Annotated in this window: 20 protein-coding genes; 11 read left to right on the top strand and 9 right to left on the bottom strand. The window is 68.2% G+C overall.

Annotated features, from left to right (window positions below; genetic code table 11):
* The first annotated feature begins 8 nt into the window (after positions 1-8).
* The 6 genes from ON31_RS12800 to ON31_RS12825 all read left to right on the top strand — a co-directional run bounded on the left by ON31_RS12800 (position 9) and on the right by ON31_RS12825 (position 6,106).
* A complete protein-coding gene (locus ON31_RS12800) occupies positions 9-803 on the top strand; it encodes an SGNH/GDSL hydrolase family protein (protein WP_039813280.1) in 795 nt (264 codons plus the stop codon).
* A gap of 156 nt (positions 804-959) precedes the next feature.
* Positions 960-2,291 carry a serine/threonine-protein kinase gene (locus ON31_RS36220; protein WP_051037168.1) on the top strand — a complete coding sequence of 444 codons (1,332 nt, stop codon included), beginning with the start codon at positions 960-962 and terminating at the stop codon, positions 2,289-2,291.
* A complete protein-coding gene (locus ON31_RS12810; protein WP_039813283.1) occupies positions 2,230-2,448 on the top strand; it encodes a hypothetical protein in 219 nt (72 codons plus the stop codon). The genes ON31_RS36220 and ON31_RS12810 overlap by 62 nt, the downstream gene beginning before the upstream one ends.
* Before the next feature lie 84 nt (positions 2,449-2,532).
* Positions 2,533-3,666, top strand: a complete 1,134-nt coding sequence (locus ON31_RS12815; protein WP_039813285.1) for a serine hydrolase domain-containing protein — start codon at positions 2,533-2,535, stop codon at positions 3,664-3,666.
* Positions 3,667-3,877: 211 nt separating this feature from the next.
* Entirely contained in the window at positions 3,878-5,209 is a 1,332-nt protein-coding gene (locus tag ON31_RS12820; protein WP_063821484.1) for a polysaccharide pyruvyl transferase family protein, read from the top strand.
* A gap of 57 nt (positions 5,210-5,266) precedes the next feature.
* Positions 5,267-6,106: a glycosyltransferase family 2 protein gene (locus tag ON31_RS12825; RefSeq protein WP_085996409.1), complete on the top strand. Its 840-nt coding sequence runs from the start codon at positions 5,267-5,269 to the stop codon at positions 6,104-6,106.
* 96 nt (positions 6,107-6,202) lie between these two features.
* On the opposite strand, the gene ON31_RS12830 is transcribed toward ON31_RS12825, so the two are convergent.
* Positions 6,203-6,826, bottom strand: a complete 624-nt coding sequence (locus tag ON31_RS12830) for an MspA family porin (RefSeq protein ID WP_039813291.1) — start codon at positions 6,824-6,826, stop codon at positions 6,203-6,205.
* Positions 6,827-6,904: 78 nt separating this feature from the next.
* Positions 6,905-7,924 (bottom strand): methyltransferase domain-containing protein, encoded by a 1,020-nt coding sequence (locus ON31_RS12835; RefSeq protein ID WP_370450508.1) that lies wholly within the window; start codon positions 7,922-7,924, stop codon positions 6,905-6,907.
* A gap of 89 nt (positions 7,925-8,013) precedes the next feature.
* On the opposite strand from ON31_RS12835, the gene ON31_RS12840 reads away from it, so the two are divergent.
* On the top strand, positions 8,014-8,577 hold the full coding sequence (locus ON31_RS12840; RefSeq protein ID WP_039813296.1) for a dTDP-4-dehydrorhamnose 3,5-epimerase family protein: 564 nt from the start codon (positions 8,014-8,016) through the stop codon (positions 8,575-8,577).
* On the opposite strand, the gene ON31_RS12845 is transcribed toward ON31_RS12840, so the two are convergent.
* From ON31_RS12845 to ON31_RS12860, 4 genes are read right to left on the bottom strand one after another with little or no spacing between them, the layout of a single operon-like run.
* Positions 8,552-9,589 (bottom strand): NAD-dependent epimerase/dehydratase family protein, encoded by a 1,038-nt coding sequence (locus ON31_RS12845; RefSeq protein WP_039813298.1) that lies wholly within the window; start codon positions 9,587-9,589, stop codon positions 8,552-8,554. The two genes, ON31_RS12840 and ON31_RS12845, sit on opposite strands and share 26 nt — an antisense overlap.
* On the bottom strand, positions 9,589-10,233 hold the full coding sequence (locus ON31_RS12850; RefSeq protein WP_039813375.1) for a PIG-L deacetylase family protein: 645 nt from the start codon (positions 10,231-10,233) through the stop codon (positions 9,589-9,591). Before ON31_RS12850 ends, ON31_RS12845 begins: the two co-directional genes overlap by 1 nt.
* A complete protein-coding gene (locus ON31_RS12855) occupies positions 10,230-11,012 on the bottom strand; it encodes a sugar phosphate nucleotidyltransferase (protein WP_029930653.1) in 783 nt (260 codons plus the stop codon). Before ON31_RS12855 ends, ON31_RS12850 begins: the two co-directional genes overlap by 4 nt.
* A 5-nt stretch (positions 11,013-11,017) precedes the next feature.
* Positions 11,018-12,262, bottom strand: a complete 1,245-nt coding sequence (locus ON31_RS12860) for a class I SAM-dependent methyltransferase (protein WP_039813378.1) — start codon at positions 12,260-12,262, stop codon at positions 11,018-11,020.
* Positions 12,263-12,786: 524 nt separating this feature from the next.
* Here ON31_RS12860 and ON31_RS12865 point away from each other — a divergent pair.
* The 3 genes from ON31_RS12865 to ON31_RS12875 all read left to right on the top strand — a co-directional run bounded on the left by ON31_RS12865 (position 12,787) and on the right by ON31_RS12875 (position 16,386).
* Positions 12,787-14,295: a sugar transferase gene (locus tag ON31_RS12865; protein ID WP_039813301.1), complete on the top strand. Its 1,509-nt coding sequence runs from the start codon at positions 12,787-12,789 to the stop codon at positions 14,293-14,295.
* Positions 14,296-14,384: 89 nt separating this feature from the next.
* Positions 14,385-15,611, top strand: a complete 1,227-nt coding sequence (locus tag ON31_RS12870; protein ID WP_039813304.1) for a cytochrome P450 — start codon at positions 14,385-14,387, stop codon at positions 15,609-15,611.
* A gap of 46 nt (positions 15,612-15,657) precedes the next feature.
* A complete protein-coding gene (locus ON31_RS12875) occupies positions 15,658-16,386 on the top strand; it encodes a TetR/AcrR family transcriptional regulator (RefSeq protein ID WP_039813307.1) in 729 nt (242 codons plus the stop codon).
* A 48-nt stretch (positions 16,387-16,434) separates the two neighbouring features.
* Here ON31_RS12875 and ON31_RS12880 read toward each other — a convergent pair whose 3' ends face one another.
* Positions 16,435-16,641, bottom strand: a complete 207-nt coding sequence (locus ON31_RS12880) for a DUF397 domain-containing protein (RefSeq protein ID WP_029930648.1) — start codon at positions 16,639-16,641, stop codon at positions 16,435-16,437.
* Positions 16,631-17,518, bottom strand: coding sequence for a helix-turn-helix domain-containing protein (locus ON31_RS12885; protein ID WP_029930647.1), 888 nt, complete (start codon positions 17,516-17,518; stop codon positions 16,631-16,633). The genes ON31_RS12880 and ON31_RS12885 overlap by 11 nt, the downstream gene beginning before the upstream one ends.
* Positions 17,519-17,698: 180 nt before the next feature.
* On the opposite strand from ON31_RS12885, the gene ON31_RS12890 reads away from it, so the two are divergent.
* Positions 17,699-17,884, top strand: coding sequence for a hypothetical protein (locus ON31_RS12890; protein ID WP_039813309.1), 186 nt, complete (start codon positions 17,699-17,701; stop codon positions 17,882-17,884).
* A 119-nt stretch (positions 17,885-18,003) separates the two neighbouring features.
* On the opposite strand, the gene ON31_RS12895 is transcribed toward ON31_RS12890, so the two are convergent.
* Positions 18,004-19,470: a threonine/serine exporter family protein gene (locus ON31_RS12895; RefSeq protein ID WP_081592410.1), complete on the bottom strand. Its 1,467-nt coding sequence runs from the start codon at positions 19,468-19,470 to the stop codon at positions 18,004-18,006.
* Positions 19,471-19,499: the final 29 nt, after the last annotated feature.

Below are 19,499 nucleotides of genomic sequence, written 5' to 3' on the forward strand. Positions count from 1 at the left end.
CGCAGGCTGTGCCGGAACTGAATCTCGATAGCGACCAGTTGACCTTCGTCGCCCTGGGCGACAGTTTCACCGAAGGGCTCGACGACCCGTACCCCGACAGCGATGCGACACCGAACGGTCGCTACCGCGGCTGGGCGGATCGGCTGGCGGAGCATCTCGCCGAGCGCACCGAGGTGCGCTACGCCAATCTCGCGGTGCGCGGCAAGCTCATTCGCCAGATCGTGGACGATCAGCTGCCGCGCGCGCTCGAACTGCGCCCCGATCTCATCACCTTCTGCGCCGGGGGCAACGATCTGATCCGCCCGGGCGGCGACGCCGACCAGTTGGCCGATATCTACCGCGACGCGCTGATCCGACTGCGTGGCACCGGCGCCACGGTCGTGGTCGTCACCGGTATGGACACCGGCTTCCAGCCGGTCATGCGCCATCTGCGCGGCAAGATCGCCACCTACAACATGCACCTGCGGGCCATCGCCGACGAATTCGACTGCCCCGTCCTCGATCTGTGGGGTATGCGGACACTGCAGGACCACCGGGCCTGGAGCTGGGACCGGCTGCACCTGTCCGCCGCGGGCCACGAGCGGCTGGCGCTGCGGGCCTGCGAGGTGCTCGGCGTTCCGGTGGCCGCCGACTGGCGCGCACCGTGGGGGCCGGAGGAGCCCAAGCCCTGGCCGACGGCGCGCCAGGAGGATCTGCACTGGGCCCGGGAATTCCTGCTGCCGTGGATTCAGCGGCGGCTGACCGGCCGATCCTCGGGCGACGGTCTGGCACCCAAGCGCCCGGACCTCGCCCCCGTGCGCTGAGCGCGGATCGCCCTCCGCAGGCGTCGAATCCGGAACTCGCGACCCGGGCGTGCGGCCCCGGCGGCGGCGCTCCTGCCGTCGATCTTCGGGGCCTCTGCTCGGGTCCGGGGTGCGTTATGGTGATCGGCAGTAAGGCGGGCGGTCGGAGGCGATACGGTGGTACGGACGCTGGCGCGGGGACAGACGTTCGCGGGCTACCGGATCGAACGGCTGCTCGGCGTGGGGGGAATGGGCGAGGTGTATCTCGCGCAGGACCGCGACCTGCCCCGGCCCGTCGCACTCAAACTGCTCGGCGCGGCCGTCGCCGATGATCCCGAGGTGCGCGAGCGCTTCCTGCGCGAGGCCGATACCGCCGCGCGGCTCTCCCATCCGAATATCGTCGCGGTCTACGCGCGCGGCCGCGACGAGCACCGGCTCTGGATGGCCATGCAGTACGTCGAGGGCACCGATGTGGCGGCGGTGCTGCGCGAGGGGCCGTTGCGGCCCGACCACGCCGTCCGGATCATCGGTGAGACCGCCAAGGCCCTCGACCACGCCCACCGCGCCGGTGTGCTGCACCGGGATGTCAAGCCCGCCAACATCCTGCTCGCCTGGGGGCCGCACCAACAGGTGTACCTGGCCGACTTCGGCATCGCCAAGGCCCTCGACCACACCAGTGGGCTCACCCGCACCGGCGAGATGTACGCCAGCTTCCAGTACGCGGCTCCCGAACAGTTCGACTTCGGGCCGGTGGATCACCGCGCCGACGTGTACGCGCTGGGCTGCACGCTGTTCCACATGCTCACCGGGGAACTGCCCTATCCGGGGGCCAGCACCGCGCAGGTGATCAACGGGCACCTGAATATGCCGGTGCCCCGGCCCAGTCTCCGACATCCCGCCGTGCCGACGGCGTTCGACGAGGTCGTCGCCCATGCGCTGGCCAAGGACCCGGACCGGCGCTACGGCAGTTGCGGGGAACTGGCCGACGCGGCGCAGCGCGCGCTCACGGGGGCGCACGGTGCCGCGCCGCGACACCCCGTCCCGAACCCGGCCCCGACCCAGCCGTCCGCCGAGTTCGCCGCGTCCTCGAACACGTACGCGCCCACCGCATTCGCCCCGCGTCACACCGGGCCGGTCGCGGCCCGTTCCCGTCGCCCCCGTCCGGCACTGCTGCTGGGGGCGCTGCTGGCACTGCTGGTGGCCTTCGGGGGGGGTGGGATTCGCCACCGGCGCACTGACTTTCACCTTCGGTGCGGCGAGCGGGCCCGGCGAGGTCGCCACCGACGCCACCCGCGCCGCCGCCGAACAGGCCGCCTGCGACTACGCGAAGCTCATGACGACCTACGACTACGACACCCCGTCCGCCTGGGAGACCAGGGTGTACGAGGGCGCGACCGGCACCTGGAAAGTCCAGGCGGCACAGCTGCTCCCGGCCTTGCGCCTGATCATGGCGGCCGATCCGGAGAAGACCCGCGCGGGCGATGCCCACTGCACGGCCACCTCCGGTAACGGCACCCACTACGAGATCACCGCGAACGTCACCGAGATCCATCGGGTCGAGGGCAAACCGGAGACCACCGAGACCCGCAGCATCGCCATGGCCATGGATTACGTGGACGGTCGCTGGCTGTGCAGTATGTGGTCGACCGACGCGCTGCCCAACTGATTTCGCGCACGGATCCGGTCGAACGGATCGCGCCGCCCGCTCGTATCACCGGGCAGGCCGGATCCCCTCGACGAAAAGCAGCCGATGCGACGTATCGCCCTGGCCACGGTCACCGTGGTCGCCCTCGCCGTGCTCACCGGCGGCACCACCGCCGCCCGCTCCGACACCGCCATCGCCGCCACCGCCGAGGTGCGGACCGAGTTGGACGCCCTGGTACGGGCCGCCGATGTGCCCGGCGCCCAGCTCGTCGAGTCCGCCGGCGATCGCGATATCCAGATCACCAGCGGTGTCGGCGATCTCGGGACCGGTGCGCCCTTCCCGGATACCGCGGCCGTGCGCATCGCGAGCAATACCAAGGCGTTCGTCGCCACCGTGGTGCTGTTGCTGGTGGGTGAGGGACGGATCGACCTGGACGCACCGGTGGAGCGCTATCTGCCCGGGGTCGTCTCGGGGCCCGGTGGGGAGGGAAGCCGGATCACGGTACGGAATCTGCTCCAGCACACCAGCGGGATCCCGGACTATCTCACCCGGATCGAGCTGGGCTCGGTGGACGCGCTGCGGCGCTCCCGCTCCGCCGACGCGCTGATCCGCCTCGGACTGGACCAACCGGCCGCGTTCGAACCCGGTGCGCGGGCGGAGTATTCGAATACCAACTATCTGCTGGCGGGCCGCCTGGTCGAGGCGGTGACGGGTGTCGCGATCGGAGTGGAGGTGACGCGGCGGATTCTGGTCCCCTTGAACCTGCGCGGCACCTACTGGCCGCTCTACCCGGTGGAGAACGTCATCCGCGGCCCCCATCCGCGCGGGTATCACCAATTCGGCGACACCTTGGTGGACATCACCGATATCGATCCCGGCTGGGGCCTGCCGGACGGGGCCATGGTGTCCACGGGAGCGGATCTGAACCGGTTCTTCCGGGCGCTGCTCGCGGGCCGGATCCTCGGTCCCGCGCAGCTCGAGCAGATGCGGGCCACCGTGCCCAGCGGCGATCCGCGCCGCTCCGACGATTTCGGGCTGGGGCTGTTCCGCCGCACCACCTCCTGCGGCACCGAGGTGTGGGGACACGGCGGGGCCATGCACGGCTTCTTCGTCTACGGGGCGGCCACCCCGGAGCGGGCGGTGACCGTGAGCATGAACCAGCTACCCGACATTCTGAACCTTCACGGTGCGGGCATCGATCCGAACGCCGTCGTCGACACCGCGCTGTGCGCCCCGTGACCTGCCGCAAAGCTGGACGGATGATCTTGTGGAAGAACCGATTTCACCATTTCGATCCCATGTAGCGCCAACCGTACGCGGTGCGCTACATTCGCTGCGGATTTATGCTCGGCAGAGGGGACCCGCCAGGGGCGGCCGGGCGCATGCGGCAGAGCTGCCCCTCCCTACGTCAACGCCGGCGCGGCGCCGGACTCGCGGAAGGACAACCACAGTGGGGAACTCTGGCGCGGGGGCCGGTGCCGGTGACTTCCGGGTGCTCATCGACAACGGTGAGTACTGGCTGCGCAATCGGGGCGATATCGCCATGATGGTAATGACGGTGGAGCGGCTGCGCCAGCGCTGGCCGCACGCCCGGATCGGGGTGCTGACCGACCAACCGGCCATCCTGCGCGGGCTGCTGCCCGCCGCGGAGCCGGTCTACGCCCGGGGTGGCGGCCAGTGGGGCAGAGGGGGACTCGCGGGCCGCGTCGAGCGCGCGGTGGGCGCGAACCTGACCGGTCCGGCCGCCGTGGCCTGGCGGGCGTCGACCGATGTGCCGAAATCGCATCTGCGCGGGATGAAGGCGTGGGCGGTGCGCGGTGCGCGCGGCATGCTGGGGCGGGGGACCGACTCGGCGGCGGACGGGCTCCCGGAGCCACCCGTACCCGCCGCCGTCGACACCGCGAGCCTGGTGATCGCCCAGGGAGGCGGCTATATGACCGATATCGACCTGTATCAGGCGCACCGCACGCTGAATCTGCTGGAACGTGCTCGCGCGCGGGGGATCCCGACCGCCATGCTCGGGCAGGGCCTCGGCCCCATGGGCGATCCGCGCCTGCTGCAACGCGCCGCCGCGATACTGCCCGATGTGGATGTGATCGCGCTGCGCGAAGGCGTGCGCGGGCCGCGGCTGCTCACCGAACTCGGGGTGGCCGCGGATCGAGTACTGGTCACCGGTGACGACGCCGTCGAATTCGCCTACCGCGTGCGGCGGCCCGAGATCGGAGCCGACCTCGGCCTGTGCCTGCGGGTCGCGGACTATTCCAAGGTCAGCGACTCCGCCCGGGACACCCTCGGCGCGGTGGTGCGCTCCTGCGCCCGGGAATTCGATGCCGCGCTCGCACCGCTCATCATCTCCGAATACGATTCCGAGGACCGCCGCTCCACCCTGCCACTGCTCTCGGGCGCGGAGCGCACCCGTCCGGTCATCGGCCGCGCCGGGACGGCCGCCGACGTGGCCCGCCAGGTGTCGCGGTGCCGGGTACTGGTGACCAGTGCCTACCATCTGGCGGTATTCGCGCTCTCCCAAGGAATTCCGGCCGTCGGCGTAACGGCGTCGCAGTACTATGACGACAAGTTCTACGGACTGGCCGATATGTTCGGGGCCGGGCTGCGGGTCGTGCACCTGGATTCCACCGATCTCGAGCGGGAACTGACCCAACAGGTGCGGGAGCTGTGGGCGGCCGCACCGGAGTTGCGCGACACCCTGCGGCACCAGGCCGTCGAGCAGATCGACGCCAGCCGGGCGGGACTCGAGCGCGTGTTCCGCCTCGTCGAGGAGTAACCGGCGCGGCCACCGCGACCCGGTTACCACGGCATCGGTCACTACTGGTCAGGGGGAATCGTGGTTCAACTTTCGGTGTGTGTACCGGCATACAACTCCGCACGCACCCTCGAGACGACCCTGCGGTCGATACTCGACCAGGATGTCGGGATGGAGGTGGTCGTCCTGGACAACGCCAGCACCGACGAAACCTCCACCATCGCGAAGTCGTTCGACGACGCGCGGGTACGCCTGCACCGCAACGAGCAGACGCTGCCCATCGGCGAGAACTGGAACAGGGTGGTATCGCTGTCCACCGGGAAACTGGTGAAGGTGGTGTGCGCCGACGATATCCTGCTGCCCGGCGCGCTGGTCGCCCAGCAGGCGGTCATGGCCGACAACAGCATTGCCATCTGCTCGTCGAAATTCCAGGTGATCGACGAGGCCGGGGGAGTGGAGGAGACTGATCTGGGCCTGCCCGGCCTGCTCGGCGAGCACAGCGCCCGCACCCTCATGCGCGTGATCGTGCGCAAGGGGCCCGCCGAATTCGGCCCCACGGCCGCGGCCACCTTCCGGCGCGCCGACTTCGACCGGGTGGGCGGCTTCCGCGGTGATCTCGTCTTCCCGATGGATGTGGATCTGTTCGCGCGGGTGAGCGCCTTCGGGGCCTTCTACGGAATGCCGCAGCTCACCGCGGCCTGGCGCAATTCGAGCTTCAATCTGTGCAGCAGCACCTCGACGGTCAGCAAACTGACCGAGACGCTGCGGTTTCACCACCGGCTCGGGGCGGAATACCCCCACCTGGTGCGTCGCGGGGATGTGCTGGCCGGAGATCTGCGCCTGGCGCGGGCCGCCTTCGAGCGGCTGCGCATCCGTACGGTGGCGACGCTGCGCAACCGCCCGGATATGGTGCGCTGAAAGGTATTCGGCCGGGCTTCGACGTGAGCGCGTCCCGGCCGCGGACGGCCGGGACGCGCTGCGATCACGCTGTGACCGAGCTCGGATCCGCTGGGCTCAGATCGTCCACAGCGGCCCATAGGTGATCACCGCATCGCCGCCCGCGCTGACGACCCGGACCCACGGCCGGATGGTGACCTGCCCGATCACGCCGCTCACCGTCGCGTGCATACCGGACATGCGGATGAAGCCCTCGGAGCCGAACACATCGCCCCCGGCCGCCTCGACCGTCTGGATGCCGGGCCCGAAGCCCACCGCGAGTTCGATCCCCGCCTGCGGGATCAAACCGCCGAGGTTGACGCCCGGTGAATCGTCGAGTTCGACACCGAGACTGGGCGTCCACCACTGGAAGCGGATCTTGCCGTCCAGGGTCGCCGGATAGCCGACCTGGTAGCCGATGGTGATGTGCCCCTCCCAGTCCTCGGCGTGCGGCCCGCTGATGCGGTAGCTGGCCGTGCCGTGGTGGAACCATTCCCGGGTCAGGGGGTTTCCGTCCAGCGGTGGTACGAAGTCGATGCGTGTATCGGACTGGATCGCCTCGACGGTGCGATCCTGCCGGTCCAGAATGGAGCTGCTGCTGTCGATTCCGGCGAGGCCGGTACCGGAGCCCAACGCCAGACCGATGGTGACAGCGGCCGCGACGGCCATGGTGCGCACGGTGGCGCGATGCTTAACCTTCATCTCTCCCCAATTCCCTCATCAGGTGGTGCGGCTGAAACTGACGCTCTCACAACTGAAGCCAAGACGAACTCCGGTGTCTCATTGCGGTTCCGGTATGTCCACCACCCACTTCCCATCCAGTTCGGGCCAGAGCGTCGCCACCTCCGGCAGCAGGTCCGCCACGGTCAGCAGCACCTGATCCGGTTGGGCGGCAACGAGTTCGGCAGGCGCGATGATCGGCACATCGGTTCCGGACATGCGGCGGCCATGCTTCGCGGGCGAGGCGTCGGCGACCGCGGCCAGCAGGCCGCGGTGCACGCCCGCCAGGTGCAGCAGCGAAATCGCCCGGGAGGCGGCACCGTAGGCGTACACCCGGTGCCCACGCGCGTGCTCGCGTTCCAGCCAGACCCGCAACGCGTGGGCCTGGCGATCGGCGTCACGCTGTAGGTGTCGCACCGCGTCCGCGTCGCCGAGCGCGGATTCGGTGGCCAGAATGGCCGCCACCGACTCGTCGGGCGTGATCGGCGCGTGCACCGCCGCGACCAGGATGGTGCCCCCGTAGAGATCGAACTCCCAGGCGGTCGCCACGCTCATCCCGGCCGCGTCGAGCAATCGGCGCAGCGCGGTCAGCGAATAGTACGCGAAGTGCCCGTGCCGCAGGGCATTCCACTGCCCCTGCTCGACAATGGTGCGCAGCGAATGGAATTGCAGCAGCAGCACCCCGGTGGGCGCGGTGGCCGCCGCGCGCTGGGCGAAGGCCATGAGCTGATCGGGTTCGTGCATGATGCCGAAACAGTCGATCACCAAATCGGCCGGGCCGGGGGTCTCGGTGAAGCCGCGTTCGGCGAGCATCGGCAGCCAGCTGCCGCCGTGCGGGCTACCGAACTCCCGCACCGTGCGCCCGCCCAACCAGCCCGCCGCCGCCACCCGGGCGAGAGCGTCGGCCGCCTGCTCCCGCAGGGCCAGCGGCTCCACGCCGCGCGGTTCGGCGGTATGGGTGTCGTCCTCGGCCAACTGGGCGAGCCCGCAGGCCGCGCACAGGTCCATGGCCAGCGGATGGCCGGACTCGTCGGCCTCCGGTGTCGCCGCCAGCATCGGAAAGTCGTCCGCGGCGGGCATTTTCCCGAGATCGAGGACCCGGGCCAACTCCGTGCCCCCGCAACCGCGACACCCGCGCGCCGTCGCCGTCCTCATGGCACCATGGCCCGGTGCGCATCGAACCGACCGAACTCGCCGACGTGCTGGTGCTGACGCCCGAGCCGCACCGGGACGACCGCGGGCTGTTCACGCGCACCTTCGACGCCGCGGAATTCGACGAGTACCTGGGCGTACCCGGTACGGCGGCGGCGTTCGTGCAGGACTCGCAGTCCCGCTCGGTGCTGGGCGTGGTGCGCGGGATGCACGGGCGATCCGGGCGCGGTGAGGCCAAGCTGGTGCGCTGTGCGCACGGGGCCGTGCACGACGTGCTGGTGGATATCCGGCCGAACTCGCCGACATTCGGGCGACAACAGGCATTCCTCCTGGACGACAATGATTTTCGGCACCTCTACGTACCGCCCGGCTTCCTGCACGGCTTCCAGGCGCTCACCGCGGTGGCCGACGTCTGCTACCGCATCGACCGGCCGCACGATCCGAGCGAGGATCTCGGCGTGGCCTATCACGATCCGGATCTGGCCATCGCGTGGCCGCGGCCGGTGACCGTGGTCTCCGGCCGGGACGCCGCGGCGGGATCCTGGCGGGACCTGCTCACCCATCTGCCGCCCCGATCCTGATCCGGCGCAGTTCGTCGTCGAGCGCACCGGCCGCGATCAGCGACTTCAGCCGCGCCAGCCGGGTGAAGGCGGCGAAGAACCGCTCCTCGGTGAGGCCGTGGCGCAGATACTCGGTGTAGAGCTCGGCCGCGCCGTCGGGAATGCGCCACTGCGCCTCGAAGCCCAATTCCCGTCGGGCATAAGAGAAGTCGACCCGGTAGGAGCGCGGATCGCCGCCGCTCTCGCCGGTGATGACCAAGCGTGATCCGGGCACCACGTCCACCACGGCCCCGGCGATCTCGGCGACCGTGCGGTTGTTGGCCTCGGAACCCACGTTGTAGGCCCGGCAGTGGATCGCCTCCACGGGCGCGGTCAGGCAGGTGGCGAAGGCGCGTGCGATGTCCTGGGCGTGCACGAGCGGCCGCCACGGTGTGCCGTCGGAGAGCACCTTCACCTCACCGGTGAGCACCGCGTAACCGACCAGGTTGTTGAGCACGATATCGGCGCGCAGCCGCGGCGAGAAACCGAACGCCGTCGCATTGCGCAGGAACACCGGCGAGAAGCCGGAGTCGGCCAGCGCCGCCACATCGTCCTCGACCCGGACCTTGGATTCGGCGTACGGGGTGATCGGGCGCAGGGGCGCGGTCTCGGTCACCAGGCCGTCCCCGGCGGCCCCGTACACCGAACACGTGGAGGCGTACAGGAAACGGCGCACCCCGGCCTGTTTCGCCGACTCCGCCAACCGCACCGAGGCGTGATGGTTGATGTCGTAGGTGATGCTCGGGGCCAGCGCGCCGAGCGGATCGTTGGACAGCGCGGCCAGATGGATCACCGCGTCGAATCCGGCCAGCTGCGCCGCGGTCACGTCGCGTAGGTCGACCGCGAGCCCCGGCGGTTCCTGCGGGGCATCGCCGAGGACGCAGTCGGCGAAGAAGCCGCTGTCCAGGCCCACCACCTCGTGCCCCTCGGCCCGCAGCACCGGCACCATGACGGTGCCCAGGTAGCCCTGATGTCCGGTGACGAGTACACGCATTACGCACCTCCGAAAGTGATGGCCGCCTTCTCCAGGACGAATGCCTCCGCGTGCGGGGCGCGGCACTGCACGCCCCGCAGCCGGGACAGTCCGAGAAAGGACAGTTCGTCGAACCAGTCCCGATCCCGCTGGGACGGATAATGTTTCATGAGCAGCTCCGCCTTCCGCTCGGCCACTTCGGGCGAGAGTGGGTGGAAGACAGTGGGTTTGGGAGTGTCGGTCTCCCACTTGAGGATCTCGTAGCCCAGCACCAGATGGTCGCGGAACTCGGTGGGCGCCAGTTCGGCCAGCAGCCGATGGTCCTGATGGGCGTCCTCGCGCTGCGGGGCGAAGACCACGTCGGGATCGCCGCCGCGCCGCAGCCGGGCCACCGCGTCCTTGACCCGCTCCCAGTGCGCGGGGGCGCGGCCGTCCGGGACGTCGAGCACCTCCAGTTCGAGATCTGTTCCAGGGCAGAATGATTCGAGGGCGTACTGTTCCTCGCGGGCCCGGTCGGTGCCGGCCCCGCTCAGTACCAGCGCGCGCACCCGCAATCCGCGCCGGGCCAGGGTCAGCAGGGTGCCGCCCAGGCCGATGGCGAGGTCGTCGCAGTGCGCGGCCAGCAGTGCGATCTCGCGGACCGACCCGGTATCGAGCCGGATCATGAGGCGGGCCGCTCCCACACCATCCACGGACGGTCGCCCTGGTGGTATCCGGCATCGAGTTCGGCGCGCTCCTTGAAGGTGTCGGCCGGCTTCCAGAAGCCGTGATGCTGATACCCGAACAGCCGACCCTGCGCGGCCAGCGCGCCGCAGGCGTCCTCCACCAGATCGCCGTTGCGCGGCAGATGCTCGAAGACCTCCTGGGTGAGCACGAAGTATCCGCCGTTCTCCCAGATGGGCAGGTGCGAGACCGGGGTGATGTTCTTGACCTCGCCCGCGGAGTTCACATCCACGCAGTGGAAGGAGGACTGCGGGGGCACGATCATCATCGACGCCGCCGCACCGGACTGCTGGAACTTCGTGATCACCTCGTCCAGCGGCGCGTCGGTGAGCACGTCGGCGTAGTTGGCCAGGAAGTAGTGCTCACCCTCGAGATGTTTGCGCACCCGCCGCAGGCGTTCACCGATGGGCGACTCCACGCCGGTGTCGACGAAGGTGATGGACCAGTCGCTGATATCGGACTGGAGCAACTCCACCCGGCCGCCGCGGATGACGAAATCGTTGGACACCGACTCCTGGTAGGTCAGGAAGAAGTTCTTGATGTGCGCCGCGCCGTAGCCCAGGCACAGGATGAAATCCTTGTGCCCGAAGTGCGCGTAGTAGCGCATGACGTGCCAGATCAGCGGGCGCGGGCCCACCATCTGCATGGGCTTGGGCAGGACGTCCTCGGAGCCGTTGCGCATGCGCATGCCGTAGCCGCCGCAGAAGAGCACAACCTTCATCTCGCTTACCTCTCGGACTGATCCAGCGCGGCCACGGTCGTGTGCGGTTCCGGCAGCGGGTAGACGAGCTGTCCGCCCCGGTCGGTGACATGGCGCAGTTGCGCGGTGATCTCGGTTTCCAGATTCCAGGGCAGCACCAGCACCACGTCCGGGCGATCGGCGTCGATGCGCTCGGGGGGATGGATCGGGATGCGGCTGCCGGGCGTGAACCGCCCATGCTTGTAGGGATTGCGATCCACGGTGTAGGCCAGCAGATCGGTGCGGATGCCGCAGTAGTTGAGCAGGGTGTTGCCCTTGCCGGGCGCGCCGTAGCCCACCACCCGCTTGCCCGCGGCGCGGCAGTCGAGCAGGAAGCGCAGCAGATCCTGGCGCACCCGTTCGGTGCGCGGACGCAGTTCCAGGTAGCCCGCGACGGTGTGCAGGCCCGCGTCGGCCTCCCGCCGCAGCACCTCGGCGACCCGCTCGCCCGGATGCGCCACCGCTTCGGGTCGCGCCCAGAGCCGCAATGAACCACCATGGGTGGTAAGCAGTTCCACGTCCACGACGGTGAGCCCGGCGGTCGCCAGGGCGCGCTGCGCGGACAGCACGGTGTAGTACTGGAAGTGTTCGTGATAGATGGTGTCGAATTGACCGTGGGTGACCAGCTCGAGCGCATGGTGGACCTCGATGGACAGCCAGCCGTCGTCGGCGAGCAGCTCCCGCAGGGCGCGGGTGAACCCGCGCAGATCCGGGATGTGCGCGTAGACGTTGTTGGCTACCACGAGATCGGCCGGACCGTGTTCGGCGCGCACCTTGGCCGCCAACTCCTCGTCGAGGAAGCCGGTGCGGGTCGGCACGCCCTTCTCGCGGGCGGCCGCGCCGACGTTCACCGACGGTTCGATGCCGAGGCAGTCGATGTCGGCCGCCACCGCGTGCTGGAGCAGGTAGCCGTCGTTGGATGCCACCTCGACCACGAAGGAGCCGGGGCCCAGCCCGAGTCGCTCGGTCGCCGCCGCCACGAAGTCGCGGGCGTGTCGCACCCAGCTGTCGGAGTACGAGGAGTAGTACGCGTACTCGGTGAAGGTGTCCTCCGGCGTGATGAGCGCCGGGATCTGTAGTAGCAGACAGTCTTCGCACAGCCGCAGATGCAGCGGGAAGGTCGGCTCGGGAAGATCGAGTTCAGCCGCCGTCAAGAACTTCTCACAGGGCGGAGTGGCTCCGAGATCGAGCACACTGACCAATCTTTCGGAGTCACACAAACGACATTGCACGCAGATTCCCCACCTTTCACCGACACCGGCGATCGGCAACGCCCGATCTGCCCAGAGGGTCGGCTCGATCCGTCGTTACGTTACAACAGGATCGAGGGTGTCCGAGTGTTTGTTCAGAGGGCTTGGGGGTTATTAGGGAGCAAATTTCTGCGGCCCACAGAACCGAGCGTTCGGTCGGCAAACGTGGGAGTCGTGCAAATTAAGTGTTTCGCACCGATTTTCGGGCTATATGTCATGTTTGACCTGCTTGTTCCCCCGTTAGGGGAACAATAGGGGAATTCCAGGAAACCGGTCGTGCCGGTTCCCGCAAATTTTCGGATACATTGGTACCCATGCGGTTTCGGTGACCGCTGTGGGTGGGGTGTGTAACATTCGGCTTCCGGCCGCCGAAACAATCGGTGGCCTCATCGGTTGTCATGCAGTGAAAGCCCTTGGGGAACCGGCGTCAGTCCGTGTCGAGCCGAGTGGAACTGATCAGTGGGGATCGGGACCGAGTTCTCCCGTGGGGGAGGTGCATTCGTTTCATGAGTTTCGAGGTTTCCGCCGGGCGCGCGCTGCGTACTGCCCGGCCACCGCGGCCCCTGCCACGCTCGGACAGAGAGCGCTGGCAAGACGACTATGTCCGCAGACTGCGGTTCACCGATTTGCTATGCGTATGCCTGGCCGTCGGTGTGGCACAGGTGATTCGGTTCGGCGGACCCGCTGATCCGCCGCTGGCCGCCACCCTGCCGCTCGAGGTTCGCTACACCGTGGTGTCGGTGGTGCTCGCCCTGGCCTGGTATGCCGCGCTGGGCTTGAGCGGCGCTCGGTCGCCGCGCGTAATCGGTTCCGGCACAGAGGAATACCGGCGTTTGATCTCGGCGACGCTGCGGCTGTTCGGCGTCATCGCCATCGTGTCACTGGTGCTGCGCGTGGATATCGCCCGCGGCTATCTCGCCATCGCCCTTCCACTCGGTGTGCTGATGCTGATGCTGCAGCGGCGGCTGTGGCGGCGCTGGGTGGCGGGTCGCCGCGCCCGCGGCGGGTACCGGATCGGCGTACTCGTGGTCGGCAGCCGGGACGCGGCGCGGGCCATGGTGACCGCCTTCTCGCGCGATCCCAGCTGGGGGTACAACGTGATCGGCGTCTGCACCCCGCACGACGGCGAATTGCCCGATCCGGCACTGGAAGTCGGCGAGTTGGACATACCCGTGGTCGGTGACGACCGGTCGGTGCTGGACGCGGTGCGGCGCACCGGCGCGGACACCGTCGCCGTCACCGCCACCGACAAGCTCGGCCCCGCCGACTTCCGCCGCATGGCCTGGGAGCTGGATCCGCTCGGCGTGGAGCTGATCGTCACGCCCGGACTGGTGGATATGGCCGGCACCCGGCTCACCCACCGGCTGGTGGCCGATATGCCCATGCTGCACGTGGAGAAGCCGCGCTACGACCGCGCCAAGTCGATTCGCAAGGCGGTCTTCGACCTCTGCTTCGCACTGACGGCCGTGCTGCTCATCGCCCCGGTGCTGGTGGCGATCGCGGTGGCCGTCAAGGTGGGCAGCCGCGGTCCGGTGTTCTACCTGTCCGAGCGGATCGGGCGGGACGGACGGCCGTTCCGCATGATCAAGTTCCGCAGCATGTACGTCGACGCCGACGCGCACATCCACGCGCTCATCGAATCGAACGGCGGCAACCCGGTGTTCTTCAAGATGCGTGACGATCCACGGATCACCCCCGTCGGGCGGTTCATTCGCAAGTATTCGCTCGACGAGCTGCCGCAGTTCTTCAATGTGCTCAGCGGTGAGATGAGCATCGTGGGGCCGCGCCCGCAGGTGCGGCGGGAGGTGGACTCCTACGACGGGGTCATGCGGCGGCGGTTGCTGGTCAAGCCGGGCGTCACCGGCCTGTGGCAGGTGAGCGGCCGGTCCGATCTGGCGCCCGAGGACGCCATGCGGCTCGACCTCTCCTATGTCGAGAACTGGTCCATGCTGCTGGACCTGCTGCTGGTCGCCAGGACGATCGGTGCGGTGACCAGGGGCGAGGGCGCGTACTGAGGATTCGGTGAACGGTATTTACTAATACCCGTTCACAAATCGGGTGTGGTGTGGTTCACTCCTTGGGAACGTGTTCCAGAGGAGGTTCCGTGTCCGCGCCGTCCATCCCCGCAGGCTTCGATTTCACCGACCCCGAGCTGTTCGCCCGGCGACTGCCCATCGAGGAGTTCGCCGAACTCCGCAAGACCGCGCCCATCTGGTGGAACCCGCAGCCCGACGGGGTCAGCGGGTTCGACACCGGTGGCTACTGGGTGGTCACCAAGCTCGACGACATCAAGGAGATCTCGAAGCGCTCCGACATCTTCTCCTCGGAGGAGAACACCGCCGTCATCCGCTTCAACTCCGACATCACCCGCGACGAGATCGAGATCCAGCGGCACCTGCTGCTGAACCAGGATCCGCCGCGCCACACCAAGCTGCGTCGCATCATCTCCAAGGGCTTCACCCCGCGCGCGGTGGAGTCGCTGCGCGCCGCCCTGCGGGAGCGCGCCGAGCGCATCGTGCACGAGGCCAAGAAGACCGGCGGTGGCGATTTCGTCGAGCAGGTCGCCTGCGAACTCCCGCTGCAGGCCATCGCCGAACTCATCGGCGTGCCGCAGGAGGATCGCGGCAAGATCTTCCAGTGGACCAACCAGATGATCTCCTACGACGATCCCGAGTTCGAGGGCGATCACAAGATGGCCACCGCCGAGGTCATGGGTTACGCCTGGAACCTGGCCGAGGAGAAGAAGAAATGCCCGATGGACGACATCGTGACCACGCTGCTGCAGGCCGATGTCGAGGGTGAGGCGCTGGCCTCCGACGAATTCGCCTGGTTCGTCATCCTGCTCGCGGTCGCGGGCAACGAGACCACCCGCAATGCCATCACCCACGGCATGAAGGCGTTCGTCGACCACCCGGACCAGTGGGAGATCTACAAGGAGCAGCGCCCGCGTACCGCGCCCGACGAGATCGTGCGCTGGGCCACCCCGGTGGTGTCCTTCCAGCGCACCGCTCTCGAGGACACCGTGCTGAGCGGTATCGAGATCAAGAAGGGCCAGCGCGTCGGGCTGTTCTACTCGGCCGCCAACTTCGACGAGGACCACTTCGACAATCCCTTCCAGTTCGACGTGCTGCGCACGAACAACCCACATGTCGGCTTCGGCGGCACCGGGACGCATTACTGTGTAGGTGCCAACCTGGCCCGGTTGGAGATCGACCTCATGTTCAACGCCATCGCCGATGTGATGCCGAACCTGCGCCAGATCTCCGAACCGGTCCGCCTGCGCTCGGGCTGGCTCAACGGCATCAAGAGCTGGCAGGTCGCCTACGAGTGAGCGGTCGGACCGCGCGCCCGGCCACCCGGTTCGATGGGGAGACAGCATGACCGACACGCGACGCCGCGGCCGGGTGCCCGCGGTCAGCGACGCCGACATCCGCCGCGTCGCGCGGTCACTGCTGGTCGACCAGGGGCCCGACGCGGTGACGCTGCGGGCGATCGCGCGGGAGCTGGGTATCACGGCTCCCGCGCTCTACCGCTACTACGAGAGCCGCGACGATCTGATCGCGGCGGTGCGCCTGGACGTGTGCGCGGATCTGGCCCGTGATATGGCCGTGGCGCTCGAGGGGGAGCCCGACGACGCCATGGTGCGGTTCTTCGGTGTCTGCCGCGGTTTCCGGCGCTGGGCACTCACTCATCCGCGGGAGTTCACGCTGGTCTTCGCGTCTCCCGCCGGCGCCGGGGCGCCCAGTGCCATGCGGCAATTCGGTGAACCGGTCGGTCGCCTGTTTCTGGAGGCGGCCGGTCGACTGCTCGCCGACTACGAGGTGGTCACCCCGCCCGTGGCGGCCATCCCCACGGAACTGCGCGACGATCTGATCCGCTTCCAGACCGATCTGCTCGCGGTACTCGCCGAATCGGGCCAGAAATTCCCGGCCGAGAAGCTCGATCTGGGCGTCAGCTACGTGATGATCCAGTTCTGGGCCCGCCTGTACGGCCACGTCACCCTGGAAGCCTTCGGCAACTACCCCATCCACGTCACCCACCCGGACGTGCTCTTCGACGCCACCCTCGCCGATATCGGCCGCAGCATCGGCCTGCTGAAGGAATAGGAGAGGTACTCGGGGGCAAGGGATTCCCGAGTACCTCTCGCCGATGGGTTACAGACTGTCGAACTCGCCGGAACGGACGCCGGTGACGAAGGCGTCCCAGGCGACGGGGGCGAAGATCAGGGCGGGGCCGGTCGGGTCTTTGGAGTCTCGGACGCCGACCGCGCCGTTTGCCAGGTGTGCGGTTTCGACGCACGCTTCCTGGTTCGCTGAGCGGGAACTCTTGAACCACCGTGCCGCGGACAGGTCATTGCTCACGCTGCTTGCTCCTTGCTGTGTGGGTTACCAGATCTCTGGTGTCGCTCTCATCCAACGCGACGCGTCGTATCTCTGCAATAGCCGCTCTGTACTGCTGAATCTCGTTGTCGCGGTCCAGGTATAGAGCGCCGGTGTATCCCTCCACGTAGACAACCGGGGGTTCGGTCCACTTGGTCTCCCGGTGCAGTGGGAACTCCAGGAATACGAAGTGGCCCACCTGTAGCCCGATCCAGCTGTCGACGCTGTAGGGGATTACCCGAATCGATACGTTTCGACGCCTGCCAATCTCCAGCAAGTGCGCGAGCTGGTCGGCCATCACTCCCGGGCCGCCCACCTGATGGTGCAGTGCGGACTCCGACAGCAGCACGTTCAGCTCGAAACCCGAATCGTGCAGGCGCTGTTGTCGTTTGGTCATGAGTTCGACGCGCCGCTCCACCTCGGCCGTGGGCATCTGCGGGTGGACGGTCCACACCATGGCGCGCCGGTAGTCGGCGGTCTGCACCATGCCGGGCAGCAGGGTGAGCTGAAACATGGTGAGGCGCTTGGCCGCTTCCTCCAGGCCCATGTACAGGTCGAAGTGACCGGGCACGGCGTCACCGTAGGAATGCCACCATCCGGTTCGCTTGGTTTCTGCTACGAGTCCCAGCAACGCCGCCGTATCGTCGTCGGAGGCCCCGTAGAGCACGCACAGGGCCCGAATGTAGATGTCCTTGAGCTTCACCGACTGCCCGCCCTCGAGTCGCCACATGGTCTGCGCGGACACCTCGATGGTGCGGCAGGCCGCGGCCACCGAGACGCCCGCGTCCTCGCGCAGGCGGCGCAGCTGTCGGCCCAGCATGCGGCGGGGAACTGTGGAGCCGGAACCACCTTCGGTCATTAGCGAACCTCATGAGGGTGTGCGATTTTGGAATGATTTTCGCAGCGGGATTGGAAGACCGCGGAAGTCTTCGCCAATGTCCGACACCGAAATCTTCCAGCACGCGACACCGCGGTGTCTACTGGAAGTGTGCCCACGGACCGGCAACCCGTCAGACACGAAAGGGAAGGGGCGACAAGGATGTACGGCATTCCGCCGACCAACCACAGCGCCGTGCCCGTCATGACCGTGGGCTACGCCCACCTCATCATGCAGACCCATATCGACTGCCCCAGTCTGGCCTGCCCGGTGAAACGCCAGGCCAAGTCCCGTTTGGTGGAGGCCAAACACCTGATACCGGCGGGTGCGCCGTCCGCGCCCGCCTGATCCGCCCGAACCTCCCGCTCCGGCCGTGGTCGACGTGAAAAGGCCGGGTGGGCAAGGAAATACCCCCGGAGCACGATCCTGTCGTCGGATCGGTCGTACGGCTCCGGGGGTTTTCCGGGTCAGGCCGCCGGACGCCGCGGTCGGATGCGCGGGCGGCGAATGGTGCCGAAACGCTGCAGAATTCGCGGTTGCCGCAGCGAGCGGGCGAACCATTCACCGAGGGTGACACCGGCCGCGAGGGCGCCGCCGATGGCGAAGGCGGTGAACAACTGGTTCAGACCGAACACATGCTGATCGTTGAGCAGCGAATGCAGGCCGCGGTAGACCTTGAGGCCCGGCAGCAGCGGTGTGATACCGGCTACCGCGATGACCAGGGGCGGGGTCAGGGCACGGCGCGCGACCAGCCCACCGGCCAGGCCCACCACGGTGGCCGCGGCACCCGACGAGATGATCGGTCCGAAACCCGAGTTCTGGACGAGGAGGTAGCAGATGGTCGCGGCAGCGCCGCTGAAGGCGGCGGCGGTGAGTGCCCGGCGTTCGGCGTAGCACGCCAGCGAGAAGGCTACGGAGGCGATCGCGCCCGCCGCGAGTTTGAGCGGCCAGTTGGTGATATCGCGGGTCGCGGTCGTATCGATCGCCGGAACCGTCGCGCCCAGGATCTCGGCCAAGCGCAGCGCCAAGACGATGCCGCCGATGATGCCGCAGGTCATCATGATGACCTCGAGCATGCGGGCCGCCGCCGTGATGGGTGCGCCGGTGATCGCGTCCTCGACCGAGCCGACCAGTTGTAGACCGGCGAGCAACACCGCGATCCCCGCGGCGATGATCAGGGACGGATCCATCCTGAGGTGCCCGGCGTAGGTGGCTACGGCGATCGCGGGGATCGCCGCGATGAAGCCGCCCACCATGTGTTGGAAGAAGAAGGGCAGGCTCTTGCGGTTCAGAATCCGGTTGGTGCGGTCGATGGCGGTGGTGGCGGCGAAGCTCAGTACGCAGACCAGCCAACCGCCGCCCAGCAGCAGCCCGATCGCCGCCGCCATGAGCGCCCAGCCGAAAGTGGAGACCCAGCGCTTGTAGGGGTGCGGCGCGGTGGTGATGGCCTCGAGCGCCGCCAGGGCCTCCTCCGGCGGCACCAGTTCCCGGCGGATGCGCCGGGTCAGCCGGTCTACGGCCGCGAGCCGGGTGAAGTCCAGCGACCGATAGTGCACCACCCGCATGGTGCTGGCGGGCGGCAGCTTCGGACCGCGATCGACGGAGATGCGGATGGAGTTGTAGGTGACGTCGACGTCGATCTGGGACAGGCCGTAGGTGGCCGCGATGAATTCGATCTGCGTCGTGGTGTCGCTGACGGAGGTGCCCGCCGCGAGCACGACCTCGCCCACCCGCTCGGCCAGGTCGAGCACCTCGGTGACGCTGGCGTCGTCGGTGAGATCGATCGGCTGCAGCGGCGAGGGCGCCTCGACCACCGCGTCGACGGTGGCGATCCGGTCGGCGAGCAGGCGATCTATCGCCGCCGCGAACCGGCGCTGCCACCAGGCGGTGCGCACGGGCGCATCCTCCGCTCTGATTGCCAGATCGTTGCTCATGATGGAGAAAAGTACACGGTGCGGTAGAT

Origin of the sequence: Nocardia otitidiscaviarum NBRC 14405, assembly GCF_000308635.1 — a bacterium.
GTDB classification, from domain to species: Bacteria; Actinomycetota; Actinomycetes; order Mycobacteriales; family Mycobacteriaceae; genus Nocardia; species Nocardia otitidiscaviarum.